Source organism: Companilactobacillus farciminis KCTC 3681 = DSM 20184 (assembly GCF_002706745.1).
GTDB lineage: Bacteria > Bacillota > Bacilli > Lactobacillales > Lactobacillaceae > Companilactobacillus > Companilactobacillus farciminis.
This window is the reverse complement of sequence record NZ_CP017702.1, coordinates 1,562,738-1,583,486: the sequence shown is the minus strand read 5'-3', so window position 1 is coordinate 1,583,486 and position 20,749 is coordinate 1,562,738. Positions and strand designations below refer to the sequence as shown.

The 20,749-nt window shown below is 37.0% G+C and carries 17 protein-coding genes; 15 read left to right on the top strand and 2 right to left on the bottom strand.

Translation table 11 applies throughout. The features are described 5' to 3' along the window. The first annotated feature begins 85 nt into the window (after nucleotides 1-85). The 14 genes from LF20184_RS07680 (at nucleotide 86) to LF20184_RS07615 (ending at nucleotide 16,393) form a co-directional block, all read left to right on the top strand. On the top strand, nucleotides 86-1,591 hold the full coding sequence (locus tag LF20184_RS07680) for a YfcC family protein (RefSeq protein WP_010020044.1): 1,506 nt from the start codon (nucleotides 86-88) through the stop codon (nucleotides 1,589-1,591). A 28-nt stretch (nucleotides 1,592-1,619) separates the two neighbouring features. Continuing rightward, on the top strand, nucleotides 1,620-2,954 hold the full coding sequence (locus LF20184_RS07675; protein WP_010020043.1) for a M20 family metallopeptidase: 1,335 nt from the start codon (nucleotides 1,620-1,622) through the stop codon (nucleotides 2,952-2,954). A 145-nt stretch (nucleotides 2,955-3,099) separates the two neighbouring features. Continuing rightward, a complete protein-coding gene (aroA, locus tag LF20184_RS07670) occupies nucleotides 3,100-4,401 on the top strand; it encodes a 3-phosphoshikimate 1-carboxyvinyltransferase (RefSeq protein WP_010020042.1) in 1,302 nt (433 codons plus the stop codon). A 74-nt stretch (nucleotides 4,402-4,475) separates the two neighbouring features. After that, a complete protein-coding gene (locus LF20184_RS07665) occupies nucleotides 4,476-5,294 on the top strand; it encodes a Cof-type HAD-IIB family hydrolase (protein ID WP_010020041.1) in 819 nt (272 codons plus the stop codon). Between the two features lie 220 nt (nucleotides 5,295-5,514). Further along, the gene (locus LF20184_RS07660) at nucleotides 5,515-5,820 is read left to right on the top strand and encodes a PTS sugar transporter subunit IIB (protein WP_010020040.1); all 306 of its coding nucleotides are present in this window, start codon (nucleotides 5,515-5,517) and stop codon (nucleotides 5,818-5,820) included. A gap of 95 nt (nucleotides 5,821-5,915) precedes the next feature. Next, a complete protein-coding gene (locus tag LF20184_RS07655; protein ID WP_010020039.1) occupies nucleotides 5,916-6,251 on the top strand; it encodes a PTS lactose/cellobiose transporter subunit IIA in 336 nt (111 codons plus the stop codon). Nucleotides 6,252-6,256: 5 nt separating this feature from the next. Then, on the top strand, nucleotides 6,257-7,702 hold the full coding sequence (locus LF20184_RS07650) for a 6-phospho-beta-glucosidase (protein ID WP_010020038.1): 1,446 nt from the start codon (nucleotides 6,257-6,259) through the stop codon (nucleotides 7,700-7,702). Nucleotides 7,703-7,726: 24 nt separating this feature from the next. Next, entirely contained in the window at nucleotides 7,727-9,184 is a 1,458-nt protein-coding gene (locus LF20184_RS07645; protein WP_010020037.1) for a 6-phospho-beta-glucosidase, read from the top strand. A 139-nt stretch (nucleotides 9,185-9,323) separates the two neighbouring features. Next, a complete protein-coding gene (locus tag LF20184_RS07640; RefSeq protein WP_010020036.1) occupies nucleotides 9,324-10,100 on the top strand; it encodes a MurR/RpiR family transcriptional regulator in 777 nt (258 codons plus the stop codon). Between the two features lie 136 nt (nucleotides 10,101-10,236). After that, nucleotides 10,237-11,541 (top strand): PTS cellobiose transporter subunit IIC, encoded by a 1,305-nt coding sequence (gene celB / locus LF20184_RS07635; RefSeq protein ID WP_010020035.1) that lies wholly within the window; start codon nucleotides 10,237-10,239, stop codon nucleotides 11,539-11,541. Between the two features lie 21 nt (nucleotides 11,542-11,562). Next, complete coding sequence (locus tag LF20184_RS07630) at nucleotides 11,563-12,648, top strand: DUF871 domain-containing protein (protein ID WP_010020034.1); 1,086 nt, start codon at nucleotides 11,563-11,565, stop codon at nucleotides 12,646-12,648. Between the two features lie 54 nt (nucleotides 12,649-12,702). Then, complete coding sequence (locus LF20184_RS07625) at nucleotides 12,703-13,863, top strand: GNAT family N-acetyltransferase (protein ID WP_010020033.1); 1,161 nt, start codon at nucleotides 12,703-12,705, stop codon at nucleotides 13,861-13,863. 129 nt (nucleotides 13,864-13,992) lie between these two features. Beyond that, the gene (locus LF20184_RS07620; RefSeq protein ID WP_029606534.1) at nucleotides 13,993-15,123 is read left to right on the top strand and encodes a GGDEF domain-containing protein; all 1,131 of its coding nucleotides are present in this window, start codon (nucleotides 13,993-13,995) and stop codon (nucleotides 15,121-15,123) included. Between the two features lie 139 nt (nucleotides 15,124-15,262). Next, nucleotides 15,263-16,393: a GGDEF domain-containing protein gene (locus LF20184_RS07615; protein WP_010020031.1), complete on the top strand. Its 1,131-nt coding sequence runs from the start codon at nucleotides 15,263-15,265 to the stop codon at nucleotides 16,391-16,393. A gap of 37 nt (nucleotides 16,394-16,430) precedes the next feature. Here the strand turns inward: LF20184_RS07615 and LF20184_RS07610 are convergent, their stop codons facing one another. Both LF20184_RS07610 and guaD read right to left on the bottom strand, forming a co-directional pair. Then, entirely contained in the window at nucleotides 16,431-17,771 is a 1,341-nt protein-coding gene (locus LF20184_RS07610) for a uracil-xanthine permease family protein (protein WP_010020030.1), read from the bottom strand. Next, a complete protein-coding gene (gene guaD / locus LF20184_RS07605; RefSeq protein WP_412766379.1) occupies nucleotides 17,771-19,084 on the bottom strand; it encodes a guanine deaminase in 1,314 nt (437 codons plus the stop codon). Before guaD ends, LF20184_RS07610 begins: the two co-directional genes overlap by 1 nt. A 368-nt stretch (nucleotides 19,085-19,452) precedes the next feature. Between guaD and LF20184_RS07600 the strand changes: the two genes are divergently transcribed. Next, a complete protein-coding gene (locus LF20184_RS07600; protein ID WP_010020027.1) occupies nucleotides 19,453-20,733 on the top strand; it encodes a PTS sugar transporter subunit IIC in 1,281 nt (426 codons plus the stop codon). Nucleotides 20,734-20,749: the final 16 nt, after the last annotated feature.

Below are 20,749 nucleotides of genomic sequence, written 5' to 3'. Positions count from 1 at the left end.
AATATTTCCATGGAAACCATTGTAATAGTTTATTTTATCGTATATCCTGAAACTATATTATAAATATATATAGGAGGGTTGATTCATGGGAAAAAAAGCTAAAAAATGGCAAATGCCGTCGGCATATACAATTTTATTCTTCTTAATTATTTTAGTTGCCATTTTGACTTGGATTATACCAGCTGGTGAGTACGCAACCACTAAAGCAGGAAATATTATTGCAGGTACGTACAAGGCCCGCGCAAGCAGTCCTCAAGGTATTTGGGACGTATTTTTAGCACCGATCAACGGAATGGTTGGTACCGATGTTACTGAAGGTTCGATTTCAGTCTCGCTATTTATCCTAGTTATCGGTGGATTTTTGGGTGTCGTCAATAAGACTAAGGCCTTGGATGATGGTATCAGTTCCACCGTTCAAAAGTATAAGGGTAAAGAAAAGGCACTTATTCCTATTTTAATGACATTATTTGCCATCGGTGGTTCTACTTATGGTATGGGGGAAGAAACAATTGCTTTCTACCCAATCTTGATCCCAGTTATGATCAGTGTTGGTTATGACTCGATCACAGCGATTTCTCTAGCTTTAATTGGTTCACAAGTTGGATGTTTAGCTTCAACAGTTAACCCATTTGCGACTGGTGTTGCTTCACAAACAATCAATATTTCACCTGGTGACGGGTTGATTCCACGTTTCATTCTTTTGATTTTGGTAACCGGAATCAGTATTTTTTACGTTATGCACTATGCAGACAAAATCAAGAAAGATCCATCACAATCATACGTTTTTGAACGCCGTCAAAAGGATTTGGAAGAATTCTCTATGGCTGACAGAACACTTGGTGAAAAATTAACTAAGAAGCAAAAGAGCGTTCTTTGGCTATTTGCACTTACTTTCGTAGTTATGATCACTAGTTTGATTCCTTGGTCAAGTTTGAATCCAAATTGGACATTCTTTGACAGCTTCACAAAATGGCTAACCAATGTACCATTCTTAGGTGCTTTGATTGGTAAAGACATTGCTCCACTTGGTACATGGTACTTTACAGAAATCACAACATTATTCTTCATGATGTCAGTTATCATCATGTTCATCTTCGGAATGAAAGAATCAGAATATATCGATGCCTTCTTAAATGGTATGGGTGAATTCTTGAGTGTTGCGATTATCGTTGCGGTTGCTCGTGGTATTCAAGTTATCATGAACAATGGTTACATTACAGCTACAGTTCTACATGCCGGTGAAACAGGACTTCAAAATCTTTCTGCCGGTGTCTTCATCGTTTTGACATACATTTTCTACATTCCAATGTCATTCTTGATTCCTTCAACTTCTGGACTAGCTGCCGCTACAATGGGAATTATGGGACCATTAGGTAAGTTCTCTGGCGTTGACGGATCATTAGTTATCACAGCTTATCAATCAGCTTCAGGATTAGTTAACTTGATTACACCAACTTCAGGTATCGTTATGGGTGCTTTGGCTATTGGACACGTAAGTATTGTTAAATGGTGGAAGTACATGTGGAAGTTGGTTGCCATTTTATTCGTGGTAATTGCAGTCTTCTTAGTTATTTGCTCGATGTTTAAGTAATTTTGTTTAAATAATGGGGGAAAGAATAATGGAAAAATTTATTACAGATGAAATTCAAGATGCAGCCATTAAGGACTTAGGCAAATTGGTTGGCGTTGCTTCATACAATGAACCAGCTGAACCTAATGCACCCTTTGGTAAGGGACCTAAAGCAGCCTTGGATAAAGTTTTGGAAATTATCGGTAATCTAGGTTTTAAGACTTACGAAGATCCAGATGGCTATTACGGCTATGCTGATATTGGCGAAGGTGATGAAACCTTTGGTATCGTTGGTCACGTTGATGAGGTACCAGCTGGCAATTTGGAAGCTTGGGATGTAGAGCCTTATCAATTGACTGAAAAAGATGGCAAGTTGTATGGTCGTGGAACTCAAGACGACAAAGGACCTACAATCGCTGCTATTTATGCCGTTAAATCTATCCTCGATAAAGGTTATAAATTAAATAAAAAGATTCGTGTAATTTTTGGTACTGACGAAGAGATTCTTTGGAGATGCCTAGCTGAATACAACAAAAAAGAAGATCCAATCGACTTGGGAATCGCACCAGATGCTGAATTTCCATTGATCTATGCTGAAAAAGGTTTGCAACAATCACATTTGTTTGGACCTGGCTCAACCGAATTAAATATCGATTTGGAAAATGCCTTCAATGCTGTACCTGGTAAAGCTATTTACAATGGTCCAAAACAAGATGAAGTAATGGCAGCTTTGAAAGCTCACAACTTTGAGGCTGACCAAACTGCTGACGGCATCGAAGTTCACGGTCATTCAGTTCACGCTATGAATGCTCCGGAAGGAACTAACGCAGTAGTTAGATTAGGAATTGCTTTAGCTGACGTTTATCCTGATATTAAAGTATTGCAATTCTTGAAGGACTTTGGCGAAGATGCTAATGCTACTAATTTGCTAGGTGATATTTCAGATGATGTTTCTGGCAAGTTGACTTTCAACATTTCTAGTTTGAAGATCACTCCAGAAGAATCAAAGATGCAAATCGATATGAGAATTCCTGTTAAGATCGATCACGACGAGTTGATTCAAAAAGTTTCTGATGCAGTTGCTAAATACGACATGAGATACGAAAACTTTGATTATGTTGCACCACTTTATGTACCAACTGATAGCACTTTAGTTAAGACTTTGATGCAAACTTATCAAGACTTAACTGGCGACACGAAGTCACAACCTGCTATTTCTGGTGGAGCAACTTTTGCTAGAACAATGCATAACTGTGTGGCTTTTGGTGGGATGTTGCCAACGACTCCTGATTTCATGCACCAAGCCAATGAAAACTGGAGCAAAGCAGATATGAGAAAAGCTATGGAAATATTTGCTGAAGCAATTTACAGATTGTGCTTTTAAGATGAAAATTTAATAGGGCGAAAGCCCTATTTTTTTGTCCTCAAGACTAAAAGTTTGTTTTATGCTCCAAAATTAGGTAGCGTAACAGTAAGAAAACAAAGAGAGAAGTAAGATAATGAACAGCTTATTAATGAGGTGTATTTAAATGTTTAACTATAATACGAAGGCACACAAGTTCAAGTTTCAAGGTGAAGTGACGGTTCCAGGCGACAAGAGTATTGCCCACTTAGCTATTACTTTGGGATCCTTGGCTAGTGGTGTTACTCAAATCGGCAATTTTAATTATGCTGATGATTTAGCTGTTACTGCTAGAACTTTTCAACAATTAGGAGCTAAGATCCATACAGAGGTCAATACTAAAGCAATGGTCATTAAGGGCTTGGATCACCAATTAAAGCCACTAGATAAACCATTGAATATCGAAAATGTCGGAACGCTTGAGAGTTTGTTGCTTGGAGCTTTAGCAAGCAGTCCTAATCAATATGAGATAGTCGGTGGAGATTACCTTTCCAAACGTCCTAATGACCGCTTAGTGGAACTTCTTCAAGCGATGGGGGCTAGTTACCAAACCTTAGGAGAAAACTCTTTACCAGCTAAAATAACTGGTAGTGAGGATTTAAAGGGTATCGTCTACCACCAAGATATTTCTAGTGCTCAAATCAAGAGTAGTTTAATGTTAGCTGGTATTTATGCCAAAAGTGATACGACAATTATTAGAAAACAGGCTACGCGTAATCATACAGAAGTTTTGCTCAATTATTTTGGTGGCGATGTTTCAGTCGATCCGGCCACTATTGTTGTTCATCCTGGGGCTCATTTGAAGGGTCAAAGTATTACTATTCCGGGAGACTTTTCTTCAGCTGCTTTATATATTGCTGGAGCCTTATTGTCCAAAGTCAGTCAAATAACCTTGCCACGGGTAAGTTTGAATTCAACTAGAATTGGACTTTTAAATGTGGCTAAACAAATGGGTGCACATATTTATGTCGATAATCGTTCGGTTAACAGCATTGAACCCTATGGCGATTTAATTATCAAATACCAGAAATTGCATGGGACTAAAATTACTAACAAACAAGTACCATTTATCATCGATGAGATTCCTTTGATTGCTCTGATGGCTTCACAAGCTAGTGGTCAAACAGTGATTGAAGGTATTCATGACGTTCACTTGCAATTAGGTGATCGGATCAGAAATATGCGTGTTGAGTTGGCAAAATTAGGTATCGTCATGCAAGTTAATGATGACACGATCGTAATTGAGGGCGACCAAGAGATTAAAGTCAAAGATGATGTCGACAGTCACAATGACCATCGTATCGCTATGATGCTCTGTATCGCTTCAATTTTGACTGACAGTCCGTTCCAAATTAAAAACATTGAATCGATTGACGTTTCTTATCCAAGTTTCATTGCTGATATGAATAAAGTTCTCGTTAACAAGTAATTGGGTATTTGTTTTTATTAAGCAGTGTCGTATGATTAATGTAAATTGATTTTATGTAAGGGGTTACTTAATTAATGATCAAATTTATAGGGACTGACCTAGATGGGACGTTGTTAAACAGTTACAGTAAAATATCGACACAAAATGCTCAAGCCATCCGTGATGCGGTCAATTCTGGAATTGATTTTGCAATCTGCTCGGGAAGAACGTTGCATTCAGTTAATAAGTTTTTCGAAAAAGATTTAAAAATCGACGGCTATCGAGTGGTATTAAATGGTGCTGTGGTAGTCGGTCCAAAAGAGAAAAAGATTATTGATCAACCGATGGATCCAGCTGTTATTGCGGAGATTTTAAAACGAGCTGAATTCAGTAATTTTAAAGTCGTTTTAGATGGACTCAATGATATTTACGTGTATGATCCAAACCACAGTTGGACGACGTATTTTGAAGGGATGGATCGACATCATAAAAAAGCTCGTTCAATCGCCGACTTAATGAAAATCAATCAAGATTCGCAAATTGGTATTTATAAAGTCTGTTTCAGCTGTCCACCAAAACAGTTGGCATCATTGCAAAAGAAGTTAGAATCATTCACTTCATTGCCTGTTACGATAAGCCGTTCAGGAAGTTATTACTTTGAGATCAATGGACAAGATGTGACCAAACTAGCAGCATTGCAAAGAATTTCGGAGTATTCTAAGATTCCGATTGCTGATTTCATGTGTTTTGGAGACTATGGCAATGATTTGGATATGATTAAAGAAGTAGGTTATGGAGTAGCGATGGAGAATGCTATTGACAGTGTTAAAAAAGCTGCTTGGAAAGTAACTGGCAACAATAATCATGACGGAGTAGCAGAAATGATCCAGCGTGTGTTGAAAAAAGAATTTTAAATTAAAAACATCTATTCAAATCTCGTAAATGGGAATTTGAATAGATGTTTTTATTTGTCTAAAGATAATTCTTTTAAAGAATATTTGTTTTTCATTAAAAACAACTTGATAAAACCTTTGATGAGTTATATACTCTAAGTGTTCTATGAAAGCGTTTTTAGTAAACGTTTTAGATGAAAAACAAACAAATAAATTTTATAACCAAGAGGGGTATTTCATTATGGCTGAAAAAACAATTATGTTATGTTGCGCCGCAGGTATGTCAACAAGTTTACTAGTATCAAAGATGCAAAAGGCTGCTGAAAGTGACGGTATCGATGCTGAAATCTTTGCTGCTGCTGCCGATGCAGACGCAAAATTGGAAGAAAAACATCCAGATGTATTGATGCTTGGACCTCAAGTAAGATACATGGAAGGTCAATTCAAGAGTAAGTTGAGTATTCCTGTTGAAGTTATTAATATGCAAGACTATGGAATGATGAATGGTGAAAAAGTTCTACGCGAAGCTGTAAAACTAATTGGCTAATTATCAATAAAAACTAAACAAAAAGGGGCGCAGATTGCACCCCTTTCGTTATTTAAAAATCAAGTAAGCGCTTAATCATTGAGGGAGAAATAAAAATGGCTGAAGAACAACATGACGAACAACTACAAACAGTAATGGGATTAATTATTAATGGTGGAAATGCTAAGAGTTCTGCTTTTGAGGCAATCAATGCCGCTAAGAAAGGTCACTTTACAGTTGCAGATCAAAAATTAAAAGAATCTGACGATTTCCTAGTAGATGCACACAATTCACAAACAGATATGCTTACTAAAGAAGCAAATGGTGACCATGCCAAAGTTACTTTGTTGATGGTTCACTCACAAGATCACATTATGAATGCTATTACATTTAGAGATCTAGCAGGAGAAATCGTTGACTTGTACAAGAGATTAGCCAAAGAAGGAGAATAATTTCTATGAGTGAAGGAATTAAAATGCCAAAAGGATTTCTTTGGGGTGGCGCTGTTGCTGCACACCAACTAGAGGGTGGCTGGAACGAAGGCGGCAAAGGCGTCAGCATTGCTGATGTCATGACTGCTGGTGCCAAAGGCGTTGCTAGAAAAGTTACTGATGGTGTTGAAGATGGTCAAATCTATCCTAACCATTGGGGAAACGATTTCTATCATAAATATCCTGAAGATATCAAATTGTTTGCTGAATTAGGTTTGAAATGTTTTAGAACTTCAATTGCTTGGACGAGAATTTTTCCAAATGGTGACGAAACAGAACCTAATGAAGCTGGTTTGAAATTTTACGATGACATGTTTGATGAATGTCTCAAGTATGGAATTCAACCAGTAATTACTTTGTCACATTTTGAAATGCCATATCACTTAGTAAAAGAATATGGTGGCTTTAGCAATCGTAAGGTGATTGAATTCTTCGACCGTTTTGCTGAAGTTTGTTTCAGACGTTACAAAGACAAAGTTAAGTATTGGATGACATTTAACGAAATCAATAATCAAACTGATTGGCGCGATCCACATCCATTGTTGCAAGATTCTGGTTTGCAATTGGGTAAGGATGACAATTGGGAAGAAGCAATGTTCCAAGCTGCTCACTATGAATTTGTAGCAAGTGCTCATGCAGTTCAAATTGCCCACAAGATTGACCCAAGTCTAAAAGTTGGTTCAATGATTGCTATGTGTCCAGTTTATCCATTGACTTCTAAGCCAACTGATATCATGAAAGCTGAACGTGCAATGCAATATCGTTATTACTTTGGCGATGTTCAAGCACTTGGCTTCTATCCTGAATGGATCACTAAGTATTGGGCTCGCAAAGGTTATAACTTAGATATCACTGCTGCTGATTTGGCAGATATCAAAGCCGGCACAGTCGATTATGTTGGTTTTAGTTATTACATGTCATTTACAACTAAAGCTAAAGATGGGGAAACTCATTTTGACTATGATGAACACAATGATTTAGTTTCTAATCCTTACGTAGAAAAATCTGATTGGGGTTGGCAAATCGATCCAGTTGGACTTCGTTACGCAATGAATTGGATGACTACTCGTTGGCACAAGCCATTATTTATCGTTGAAAATGGTTTTGGCGCTTACGATAAATTAGAAGACGACAATAGCATTCATGATCCATACCGTATTTCATATTTCCATGACCATATTTTACAAATGGAAAAAGCTGTTCACGAAGATGGTGTTGATTTGATTGGATATACTCCATGGGGTCACATTGATTTGATTTCAGCAAGTACTGGAGAAATGAAGAAACGTTACGGCATGATCTATGTTGACCAAGATGATGAAGGCAACGGAAGTCTCAAACGTTACAAGAAAGATTCATTTGCTTGGTACAAGAAAGTTATTGCTTCTAACGGTGAAGATTTAACAGAGTAATAAAAAAGAATTGAGGGTTAATAAATGACTGAAACGACAAAAAGTGGATTAAGAAAAGACTTTCTTTGGGGTGGTGCTGTAGCTGCCAACCAACTTGAGGGTGCATGGAATGTCGATGGCAAAGGTGTCAGTGTTTCAGACATTATGACAGCTGGTGCTTACCAAAAGCCACGTGAAATCACGAAGGGAATTATTCCAGGCAAGAACTATCCAAACCACGAAGCAATCGATTTTTATCACCAATACAAAGGCGACGTTAAGATGTTTGCTGAAATGGGCTTCAAATGTTTTAGAACCTCTATTGCCTGGACAAGAATTTTTCCAAATGGCGATGAAGACGAACCTAATGAAGCAGGTTTGAAGTTTTACGATGATTTATTTGATGAATGTTTGAAATATGGAATCGAACCTGTGATCACTTTGTCACATTTTGAAATGCCATATCACTTAGTTGAAGAATACGGTGGCTGGAGAGATCGTCGTGTGATTGATTTCTTCGTTAAATTTGCTACAGTATGTTTCAAACGTTACAAGAATAAAGTTAAGTATTGGATGACTTTCAACGAAATCAACAACCAAACAACTTATACGAATGACTTCTCAATTGCTACTGATTCCGGTTTGATCTTCTGGGACAACGAATCAGAACAAGAACGTGAAGCTTTGATGTATCAAGCATCTCACTATGAAGTTGTTGCCAGCGCTTTGGCAGTTAAAATTGGTCACAAGATCAATCCTGATTTCAAGATTGGTAATATGGTCAACTTTACACCAGTTTATCCAGCCTCATCAGATCCTAAAGACATCTTGTTAGCCGAAAAAGCTATGCAAAGACGTTACTGGTGGTCAGATGTTCAAACACTAGGCGAATATCCAGTTGGTATGGAAGCTTACTTCAAGAATCACGATCTAAGACCAGATATTACGGCAGAAGATCGAGTTGTTTTACGTGAAGGAACAGTCGACTATGTTGGTTTCAGTTATTACAATTCTATGACCGTTAAATACAGTGATGACAATCCAGAATTCAAGTTTGTTGGAGATCGTGAAACTGTTAAGAATCCTAATATGAAATACAACGATTGGGGTTGGCCAGTTGATCCAGTTGGACTTCGTTACTCAATGAATTGGCTTACTGAACACTATCACAAGCCTTTGATGATTGTTGAAAATGGCTTTGGTGCTTATGATAAAGTAGAAAAAGACGGTTCAATCCATGATGATTACCGTGTTGACTATTTGAGAGCACACATTGAACAAATGATAACGGCGGTTAATGAAGATGGCGTAGATCTTCTAGGTTATACACCTTGGGGATGTATTGATTTGGTTTCTGCTGGAACAGGTCAAATGTCCAAACGTTACGGTTTCATTTATGTCGATAAGGACGATGAAGGTAACGGAACACTTGAACGTTCAAAGAAAGATTCATTCTACTGGTATCAAAAAGTAATCCGTTCAAACGGATCAGACTTAGACTGAATCTATTAAAATAAGCTGAGACAAAGCCAAATTATTTGTCTCAGCTTATTTGTTTTCTGGAATAAGTAACTTGTTACATTTATAATTAAAATATCTTTACTAAAAATGATATAGACCAATCAAAAGAGGAGGGAGATTTATGTTTCCATATCAAAAAGTACATGAGCTCAATCGCTTGGAACTAATCGTTTATAAGTACATCATTGGCCACACTAAAGAAGTTCAAAATATGACGATTCGAGAAATGGCAGATGCGGCACATGTTTCAACGACGACAATTTTACGTTTCTTGAAGAAAATGGATTATAGTGGTTTCTCAGAATTCAAGTTTGCTTTAAAGCAGAGTCTGAAACAACCAGCTAAGTCTCAACAAGACCCCAGTATGGAGCCTATCAAGAACTTTTTCCAACTAGTAGCTGATGAGGAGCCATTTGACGATAAGATCAATCAAGCAGCCGATATGATCAATGCAGCCGATTTAGTATTGTTTTTTGGAGTAGGTAACAGTGGCAGAATTGCCCAATACGGAGCTAGTATTTTATCAAGCTACGGAGTTTATTCATTGCCTATTCTTGATCCTTTTCAACCGGAACCATTTTCCGACCGTGATTTCTCAAAGACATTATTAGTTTTAGTGTCGATTTCCGGTGAGACCGATCAGGTTTTGGAGCAAGCTCGTTACTACAAAAAAAACGGTGCCGAGACGATTGCTTTAACAGCCAATTCGTATTCGGTATTGAATCAGATCACCGACTTTTCGATCTCTTACGATACGCCTCAGAACCGCAAGGGGCACATCAATGTCACTACTCAAGTGCCAATAGTTTATACGTTAGAACAGATTGCTAATTGTTCTTATCACAAGATGGTAGACCACATTGATAATCGTTTTACGGAACATGTCACAGAAAAGTAACACGTTTTTTCTACGTTAACTTATTATTTTACTTATAAAAACACACATATTTTAATGTAAAGGTTTACAATGGTTCTTGTAAGCGGATAACAGTGTTTCTGCTTAGTAACAAATTATATTTGAGGGGGTTTTGCATATGGCTGAAAAGAAATCCGGCAGCTTCGTCCAAGAGAAAATTATTCCTCTTGCAGGTAAGCTTGCTTCTTCTCGTCATTTGATTGCATTGCGTGATGGTATGACATTAGCCGTTCCAATGATCATCATTGGTTCAATCTTCATGATTATCGCGCAATTCCCAATTCAAGCCTATCTAGACTTTATGGCTGGTATCTTTGGTAAGAACTGGGCAACAGTATTACAATATCCAACAAACGCATCATTCCACATCATGGGTCTGATTGCTGTTATTGGTATTTCTTATAACTTGGCTAAGAGTTATAAGGTCGATCCTATCTCTGCTTCAATCGTTTCATTAGGTGCTTTCGTCCTAACAATTCCATTGAAGACAGACAAGGCTGGAGCATTGTGGATTCCTTTGACACAATTTGATTCAGCTGGTCTATTTACAGCTATTATTGTTGGTTTGTTTATTACCGACTTTTATGTTTGGATGGTTCACAAGAACTGGACAATCAAGATGCCTGATACAGTTCCACCAGCAGTAAGTAACTCATTTGCTGCTTTGTTCCCAGGTATGATCGTATTGCTTCTAGTTTGGTTAGTACGTATCGGTGTTGAAGCTACACCAATGCAAAGTATTCCAAACATCATTTCATTCTTCTTGGCTGATCCACTAGGTCACTTGAGTAACACATTGCCAGGTGCTTTAGTAGCTGAATTCTTGATTTCCTTCCTATGGATTTTCGGTATTCACGGTGCTAACGTTGTTTCTGGTGTTATGATGCCTATCTGGTTGACAGCTTTGAACCAAAACCACGCAGCCTTTACTGCTGGTAAAGCTCTACCAAATATCGTTACAACATCATTCTTCGATAACTTTGTTCACATGGGTGGTTCAGGTGCCACAATCGGTTTGGCATTCTTGTTAGCCTTTGCTGCAAAGAGTAAAGAATTAAAGACCTTAGGTAAGTTGGTTGCTGGGCCTGCCTTGTTCAATATCAATGAGCCTATTCTATTCGGTCTACCAATTGTTATGAACTATAAGATGTTAGTTCCATTTATCCTAACACCACTTATCAACGTAACAACAACATATATTGGTATGGCTACAAACTTAGTTGCAAGACCAATGGGTGTTTACATTCCTTGGACAACTCCACCAATTCTATCTGGATTCATTGCAACTGGTCACTTGTCAGGTGCTGTAATGCAACTTATCAATATTGTTCTTGATACTTTGATGTACTGGTACTTCTTCAAGTCAATGGATAAAGACAAGTTGGCTGAAGAATTAGGTCAAACACAAGAAGCTGCTAAATAATAATTTTTTGGAGGTCATGTTTTGAGAAGACTAGGATTATCACTATATCCTGAACATTCAACTTTGGCAGAAGATAAGAAGTATCTTGATACTGCTAGTAAATTAGGTTACTCACGAATCTTTGCTTCATTGCTCGAATTAGGTGATGACAAGGACAAGACTATCAATCGCTTTAAAGAAACCATTGCTTATGGAAATAAACTCGGTTTTGTAACGATCGTGGATATGAATCCTAGACTATTTAAAGCATTAGATATCAGTTACGATGATCTATCATTTTTCCACGAGCTAGGAGCCTTTGGTATCCGTTTGGATGAAGGTTTCTCTGGAATGGAAGAAGCTAAGATGACGCGTAATCCTTATGGGTTAAAAATTGAAATCAATATGAGTTCTGGTACACACTACTTGGATAATATTCTTTCCTACCATCCTAATAAGGATAATCTACTAGGATGTCACAACTTCTATCCTCAAAGATATACTGGTTTAGGCGAAGACTTCTTCATTAAGTGGTCAAACTTCTTTAAAGAACGTAACATTCACTCAGCTGCTTTTGTCAGCTCGCACAATGCTACCTTTGGTCCATGGCCAGTTCAAGATGGTTTGCCAACGCTTGAAGATGATCGTGATTTACCAATTTCTACGCAAGTTAAACATTTATTGTTGAGCGGAGTGGTTGATGATGTCATCATTGGTAACACGTATGCTTCAGATGAAGAATTAAAAGAAGCCGCTGATGCTTTCTATGCACCAGTTCCAGTATTGAAAGTTGATTTATCTTCTGACATTACTGATCTAGAAAAAGAAGTTATTTTGAAATCTACTCACGTTTATCGTGGTGATGCATCTGACTATTTGTTACGTAGTACGATGACTCGAGTAGTTTATAAAGATGGGAATTTCCCTGCCCATGATACTCAAGACATTAAACGCGGCGATATCATTATAGTTAATGAGAACTACGGACAATACAAAGGTGAGACGCAAATTGCACTTCGTGATATTAAGAATGACGGACGTCGCAACATTGTTGGACACTTGAATTCAAATGAGGCTTTCTTGTTGAGTTATATTAAGCCTTGGAGTAGTTTTAAATTAGCAGAATAAAAACAAAGAAATACTATTCTCAATTGAATAGTATTTTTTTATAGGGAGAAAAATATGAATAAATATTTGCTCGGCAAAGATAAATTTAATCAATTTTATGAATTGTACTTATATTCATTCAATCGACCCGATTCCCCACAAAGAAGGTCAGTCTTAAAAGAGCGTTTTGATCATGCCATCGTTTATGGAATCATGAATGAAGACAAGCTAGGTAGTGGGTTGTTTAGTATTCCTTTTAATGTTAATTTTCATGACGTTGATTTTAAGATGAATGGAATCGGCGACGTTATGAGTGCCCCGGAATTTGGTGGTCGTGGTGGAGCTAGTTCATTGATGAATCAAGCTTTAGAAGATATGTATAACGATGGTGTAACGCTATCATATCTAGCACCGTTTTCATATGGATACTATCGTCAATTTGGTTTTGAACAAGTTTTTGATCATACCAGAATAACTATCAAAAACTTTGAATTACCACGAGTAAAGAATACTCAAGAAGGAATAGTTAAACGAGTTAAAATAACTGAACTGCCTGATTCAGTAAAACGGCTATATCTAGAGAAGAACCACCTTGGTGGCATGTCTCGAGCTGATTGGTGGTGGAATCATATGGTCGACAAACACCCTGAATATCAATTGGCTTTGGCATATCAAGCTAATAAATTGATTGGCTATTTGGTTTACTACAATGAAGGCGTCAATTTTGTGATTCACGAGTGGGTCAATAGCAATCCCTTGAGTTTGCAGTTGCTGTTGAAATTTGTTACTAAGCACCAATCTATTTTTAAAAACTTTATTTATGAATCTCCAGATGCCGATTTCAAGGCTGATTTATTGGAAGATCCTAATTCGGCTAAATTAGAAGTAATACCTTATATGATGGCACGAATTGTTAACTTGGAAGATTTCTTAAAACGTTATCCGATTCAGAAGATGAACTTAGCACGAATCAATTTTAAAGTTGAGGATTCATTAGCTTGGAATAATCATACTTGGTCATTAGCTATTAATGATGGAATTGTTGATTTGAAAGTGGCTGATGAATTAAAACCCGACTTAGAACTTACTATTCAGAATTTGACTAAGGCAATGTTTGGCTATCGTAGTCTTGATTCGTTAGTTAACTATGGATTGATCAAAGGCGATGTTGAAAAGATTTCAGATTTATCGAGTCTTTTTGTACAAGAAAAACCTCAATTAATTGACTATTTCTAAGTGTTGATGATTAAGATTGTTGCAATATAAAAATATTTATCGCAAGTACTGCTTTTTGTAGTATTATTATGAATAACAGTCTTTATGGATTTAATCGATGGCTTACTACAATGGGAGGTACAAGTATAGTTGACTTGGCTTGTATGGCGAGTTTCACCATTTATTACTAGTATTTTTTTCATTTTGGGTGTCTTCACACTCTTTGAAGTATTAGTTGATTGGATTAAAGTAAAGCTTCATTCAAAAGACATTAATATCAAGGACCATACGGTTGAGTCGGTAATTGGGATACTTTACATGCTGATTTTTTCTTTCGGTATGCAATATTCTATCTTAGGGCAGTCGTATTCTTGGGAGTTTATGAATTTTCAGCTGATAGCAATCGTGTTTTGTGCGTATTTTTTGAACATTCGGATTCCATATTATTATCTTTTTCCGATTGTTTTACTGTTTATGATCTATAATTCTTCAGTTGGATATTGGGAATCATGGTGTCACGCAATTACGTTAATAGTATTTTACGTAACAATGAATAAAGGTTACCTGTGGTCGCAAAAGCTCAAATCACCTTTGTTCTTTTATTTAGGTACAGGGACATTCTTTGGAGCATTGCTGTGGTATTTCATGAAATTAAAGTTTGATTTCTCCTGGACGACCTACGTTCAAGAATTATCATACTTAGTGATTTTTGAATTACTACTATATTCATATGTCAGAATGCTTTTCAGAGATGATCGTTTGAAGGCTCGATTAGCTGAAGTTGCTAGTCATGATGCCTTGACGAAAGCTCTGAACTATTCGGCTTATGAAACAGAAGTTAAGTATTTATTTAAAAATAGTAAAGACAACAATTTAAGCTTTTCAATGGTTATGTTCGATATCGATCATTTCAAACGTGTAAATGACACTTATGGACATTTAGCGGGTGATCGAGTTTTGCAGCACACGGTCGATGTCGTGCAAACAGTTTTAAATGCTAACGACTCGTCAGTAAAACTTTATCGAACTGGTGGGGAAGAATTCAATATTCTATTTCCCAATTATGACCTTGAAGGAACGCAAACGATTGTTGAAGAGATTTTTACCGCTTTGAATCATTTGAAAGTCACGTTTGATGATAAAGAGATTGAGATTTCTGTTTCGATGGGAGTTTCTCAAATTTCAAACAAAGATGCTACACCAAATGACTTTTATAAAAGAGTTGATAATAATCTTTATTACTCAAAGAAGCACGGCCGTATGCAAATTACGACAATTTAAAGAGATCATCTTATTATGGATGTTCTCTTTTTTTGATACAAGAAATATAATAAAAATAAGTCTTTTTATAACAAGATAGTTATAAATTTGTAGTAGAATAAAGCTAGTGAGTTAATACCTGAGATGGGAGGGATGATTAATGACTTGGTCTGTTTGGCGAGTGGCGCCGGTAGTAACGAGTATCTTTTTCATTTTGGGCGTTTTTACATTATACGTAGTTTTAGTCGATTGGTTGAAATCGAAAATACGTTTAAAATATCCAGAAGTCCGAGAACATACGATTGAATCGTGGTTCGGTGTCATTTATATTTTAGTTTTTGTCTATAGCCTACAGTTAGGGATTGCCGGGCAAGATATTTCTTGGCTATTTATGAATTTCCAATTGATTGCGGTAATTTTTTGTGCTTATTTTTTGGCTATTCATATTCCTTTTAAGGCTTTTTTGCCGATCGTTGTATTATTTATGTGGATCAATTCATCACTTTCGTATTGGGAGTCTTGGACGTATTCACTAGCAATTATTCTCTTTTATTGGAGCATGAATTACGTCTACAAATGGTCTCAAAAACACAATTATGTCTTTTTAGTCTACTTTACGACTGGGACGTTCTTCGGAATGATATTGTGGTTCCTAGTTAAAATTAAGTTTTCGTTATCATGGTATATTTTTATCCAAGAAATTAGTTATTTCTTAGTATTTCAGGCGTTACTATACAGTTACATTAGAATGTTGAATAAGAATCAACGTTTAGAAAATAATCTAGCCCGTTCCGCTCATCACGATGCTTTGACTCAGGCTAAGAATTATGCGGCTTATATGACTGAAGTGAGTGATTTATTCCAAAATAGTCACAACAACAAATTGCACTTGTCGATGATGATGTTTGATATTGACCACTTTAAGCATATCAATGATACTTATGGACATTTGGCAGGTGACAAAGTTTTACAGCATGTAGTTGATGTCGTACAAACCGTAATTGATGAAAATGATTCAAGAATTCAACTGTATCGGACTGGTGGAGAAGAGTTTAACGTCTTGTTCCCTAGTTATGATTTGGAAGAAACTCAAAAGGTCGTTCCTCAAATCTTCAATGCCTTGAATCATTTGGGAATCGACTTCAATGGACAACACATTGATTTTACCGTTTCGATAGGAGTATCTGAGGTATCTAAAAAAGATGATGATCCAAATGACTTTTACAAACGGGTCGATGCCAACCTGTATCATTCAAAAGATAATGGCCGAATGCAAATTACAGCAAAATAAAAAGAAGGAATCCTTTAACGGAATCCTTCTTTTTTTGTTAGGCTGTTGTTACTTCAGGATTGCTTTTAGGCATGACCAAATTCAAAATGATTGCAGAGATAGCCGCTACGGCAATTGGCGAACCTAATAAGTATTGTAAAATTTGTGGTGCATTTTTAGTAACACTAGCTGGCAATAAGACCAAAGCCAATGTTAAGACGATTGGAATACCGATAATGTAAAGATCACGGTCTGTAGTTTCCAATCCACGAATAACGTTTAAACCGTTCAACATGATCGTAACAGTGATGATGGCGAAGACTCCACCGATTACTGGTGCAGGGATGGCGGCAAGAAAAGCTGATAGTTTACTGAAGAATCCGAGTATTGAGAACCAGATTCCAGCGAATAGGAAGACACGTTTACTTGCAACACCAGTGATAGAGATAACACCGGCATTTGTCGAATATCCAGTAACAGGAGTAGTTCCAAGTAGTGAAGCTACCATACAGCTAAGACCTTCACCGATGATTCCGTGATTCCATTGTTTGTCAGTGATTTCGTGATTGGTAACGGCACCCATAGCGAACCAAGTACCAGTTGTTTCAGTCGTTATAACGGCATAGATGATGATGAAAGTGATGATTGCTGATGGACTAAAATTGATACCCCAGTGGAAGATAGTTCTTTCAGGAAGGCCAAACCAAGCGGCTTCGTTAACTTCTTTCCAATTGAACATACCCATCATAGTTGAAACAATTGTACCGACACCCAATGCTAAAATAATCGAACTAGTTCTAAAGAAACGACGAACTTTTTTGAACTTCAAACTGATACCGACAGAAACTAAAAGAGTTAAAGCAGTAACGGAAGCTAAGATTATGTTGTTGTCAATTTTACCTGGAGCGTTGAAGATGTTGCTATTTAAAGCGGTTGGGATCAATGATAAACCAACACAAGTGATGATTGTTCCACCAACTAAAGCGGGTACTAGACGATTGATAATCTTTTGGAAGATTCCCGTAGCACCTAAGATAATCAATATAATTGAACCGATTAATGTGGCACCAATTAGAGTACCCATTCCGTTACCCTTGAGGCCACCTGATGCTAAAACAACACCGGCAGCAGCTCCTAATGGAACAAATGAAGGACCTTGAGAAACTGGCATCTTCATGAAAACGAAGGTTTGTAAGATTGTTCCAATTCCGGCAGCTAAGAAAGTTGATTGCAACAATCCCATTTGGTCACCCAGACCCATTGCCATCATACCGGCTAAAACGATTGGTGGAACGTAGATATCCATTGCTAATACGTGTTGCAATCCTAAGAAACCGGCTTCTCCCATACCGATTTTGTCATCAGGACCGACTAATAAATTGCTTTTGTTGTTATCCATTATTCTTCTCCTAAGTTGTCATGTACTAATTTTCCAGATACATAGACTTGCTTGATGTTTTCTTTATTCGTGTGGTAAATCAGTCTTTCAAATATTTCTTGTGGTTCATTGGATGAAATATCAAAATATTGATCTTGAACAATTTGCAAATCGGCTTTAAAACCTGATTTGATTTGTCCGGATTTGATATGCAAAGCTTGTGCTCCACCAACAGTGGCGAGATAAAAGGCATTTGCGGCCGAAATACGTGCGTTGTCATGTCCTTGGTCAGTTAAAATTTGTGACGACATGATACTTTGTTGCATATTGCGATAAAGACTAGGAGAGAAACCTCCAGAGATATCTGTACCTAAACCAACTTTGACGTTCTTTTGATGAGCATCTTGAACGCGCATCACAGAATTGCCAAAGTAGACATTAGAAATTGGACAGTGAGCGATAGCTGTTTGCCGACTATTGAAAGTATCTAAATCTTGGTCACTTAATTGAGTACCATGAGCCATAATTGATTTATCGGTCAATAAGCCAAATTTGTCCAAAACTTGTGTATCTCTTAAATTGTAATGCTCTATAGCGTAGTGATCTTCCCAAATACTTTCGCTACAGTGCGATTGAATCGGCAGGTCATATTTTTTTGCCAGTTGTCCTAGACCCTGCAAAGTCTCTTCAGTACAGCTGGGGACAAACCTAGGCGTTATAACGGGAGTTATTTCCGCTTTGGTCTGATTTTGCAAGTCGAACATCGCTTGGATAAATTCTTCAGTTTGTTGTAAGGCAACTTGTGAGTTTTGATCACGATAATAATCTGGTGTTTGCTCGGGGTTATCCATCGCAACTTTACCGATGAAAGCCCTTTGACCGAGTTGGGCACAGATTTTAGCAAGAATCAGATTGGCTTCATTGTGGATCGAACCGAAGAATAGTCCGGTTGTCGTCCCATTAGCCAAGAGTTCTTTAATTAGACTGTAATAGATTTTTTCGGCATATTCTTTATCCTTGAATTTAGCTTCCAATGGAAAGGTGTAAGAATTTAGCCATTCATTCAGTGGTTTGTCTAGAGCCAAACCAGCTTGGGGCCATTGCGGCGCATGAATATGTAAATCAGTGAATCCTGGTAGAACGTAACTGTCTTTTGCAACTTGATGATAGGAACCATTTTGTTGCGCAGTTTGTTTGACAGACTGATAATCGCTATCAGTAGCGGATATAACTCGGTCGATAATTCCTGACTGATCTACACATATAAGTACTTCTGGTGTAAAATCCGCCTTGTCAAACGAAACTGAAGAAATAATAGTTCCCTCAATAACTATTTGATAGGTGATAATCTAACACTTCCTTAAATTTTATATACGTAAGAATAACATGAATGATAATGTAAATAAATAGTAAATAGTTCGTATTTTAGTTGAAAGATGTGTGAAAGTGTGAAATATCGGTTTTTATCGTTATGAAATTACTAATAATATATATATTGGATGCGATTACAAATAGTGCTATAGATAAATTTACATTCTTTTAAAAAAGTGTTTAAACCGTTATAAATAAAATTTGCAGACTTTTTGGAAAAATTTTACCGATATTGTTATATGTAGATTGTAAAATAACAAAATTATATCTTGTCAGATAAAAATAACCTAACGTATACTTTTAACAGGGATTTATATGGGGGAGTATTTTTGTGCAAGAAAAATTTGAAAATAAATTGACGCCATTAGCCAATAAATTGGCTGAGAACGTCGTTTTGAAATCGTTACGTGATGGCTTTTTGATCATTACGCCTTTAATTATTATTATTTCGATGTTTTTACTGATAGGCAATTTTCCAATTCCAGGTTGGACAAAATTCTGGACTGGAGTATTTGGACACAGATGGATCGAATGGTTTAGCGCTATTTCGGGTTCAGTCTTTAATTTCACTGGTTTATTGTCTTGTTTCGGGATTTCTTATGCCTATGGTAAGAATCGAGGTTTAGTACCAGTTCACGCTACAGCAGTGGCATTAGTTTCCTTTTTCATCTTAACGCCAATGACCTTAACAGTTGGCAAGCAAGAGATTGGAGCCGTCAAAACTTTGTATCTTGGCCCCAATGGAATTTTTTTGGGGATGTTTACAGCTTTAGTCAGTGTTGAATTATTTAGATTTGCCAAAAAACGAAATTGGACGATTAAGATGCCTAAAGGCGTTCCGGATATGGTTCGTGAATCTTTTGACGTCTTGTTGCCAAGTGGTTTTGTAATTTTAATTTTCTTTTTGATAAGAATTATTTTTAGCTTAACAACGATGGGAACAGCCTATAATTTTATTTACACGCTTTTGCAAGCACCATTGAAACACGTTGGCAATTCTTTAGGTTCAGTTTTCTTATATATTTTGATAGCTTCAATTTTGTGGTGTTTCGGTATTAATGGACCGTCAGTAGTAAATAGTGTTTGGTCACCAATATTTTTTGTCTTGAGTCAGGATAATCTGAAAGCTTTTCAAACAGGGCATTCCTTGCCACACATTTATACTGAACAATTCATTGAAGATTTTGCGACTTACGGCGGAGGCGGCAGCGTTTTATCGTTAATTATCGTAATGGTATTTATTTGCAAATCTAAACGGATCAAGGAGTTGGGGAAACTAACTATTATTCCTAGTATTTTTGGGATTGGCGAACCGCTTATTTATGGACTGCCAATTGTCTTAAATCCAATCATTGCCATACCATTCGTAATAACACCGGTGGTGAATGTTTTGTTGTCAGGGTTGGCGTTTTCAATCCATTTAGTACCATACACTAACGGTGTTATGCTGCCATGGACTACGCCACCAATCATTTCAGGCTGGTTGACGACAGGTAGTTGGCGAGGAGCGGCGTTACAAATTGTGGAGATTATTATTGGTGTTATGATTTATTTGCCATTTATTAAGATGTTGGATAAAAAATATTTACGTGATGAGACGGCTACTGAATAAGTGGTCGTTTTTTTTG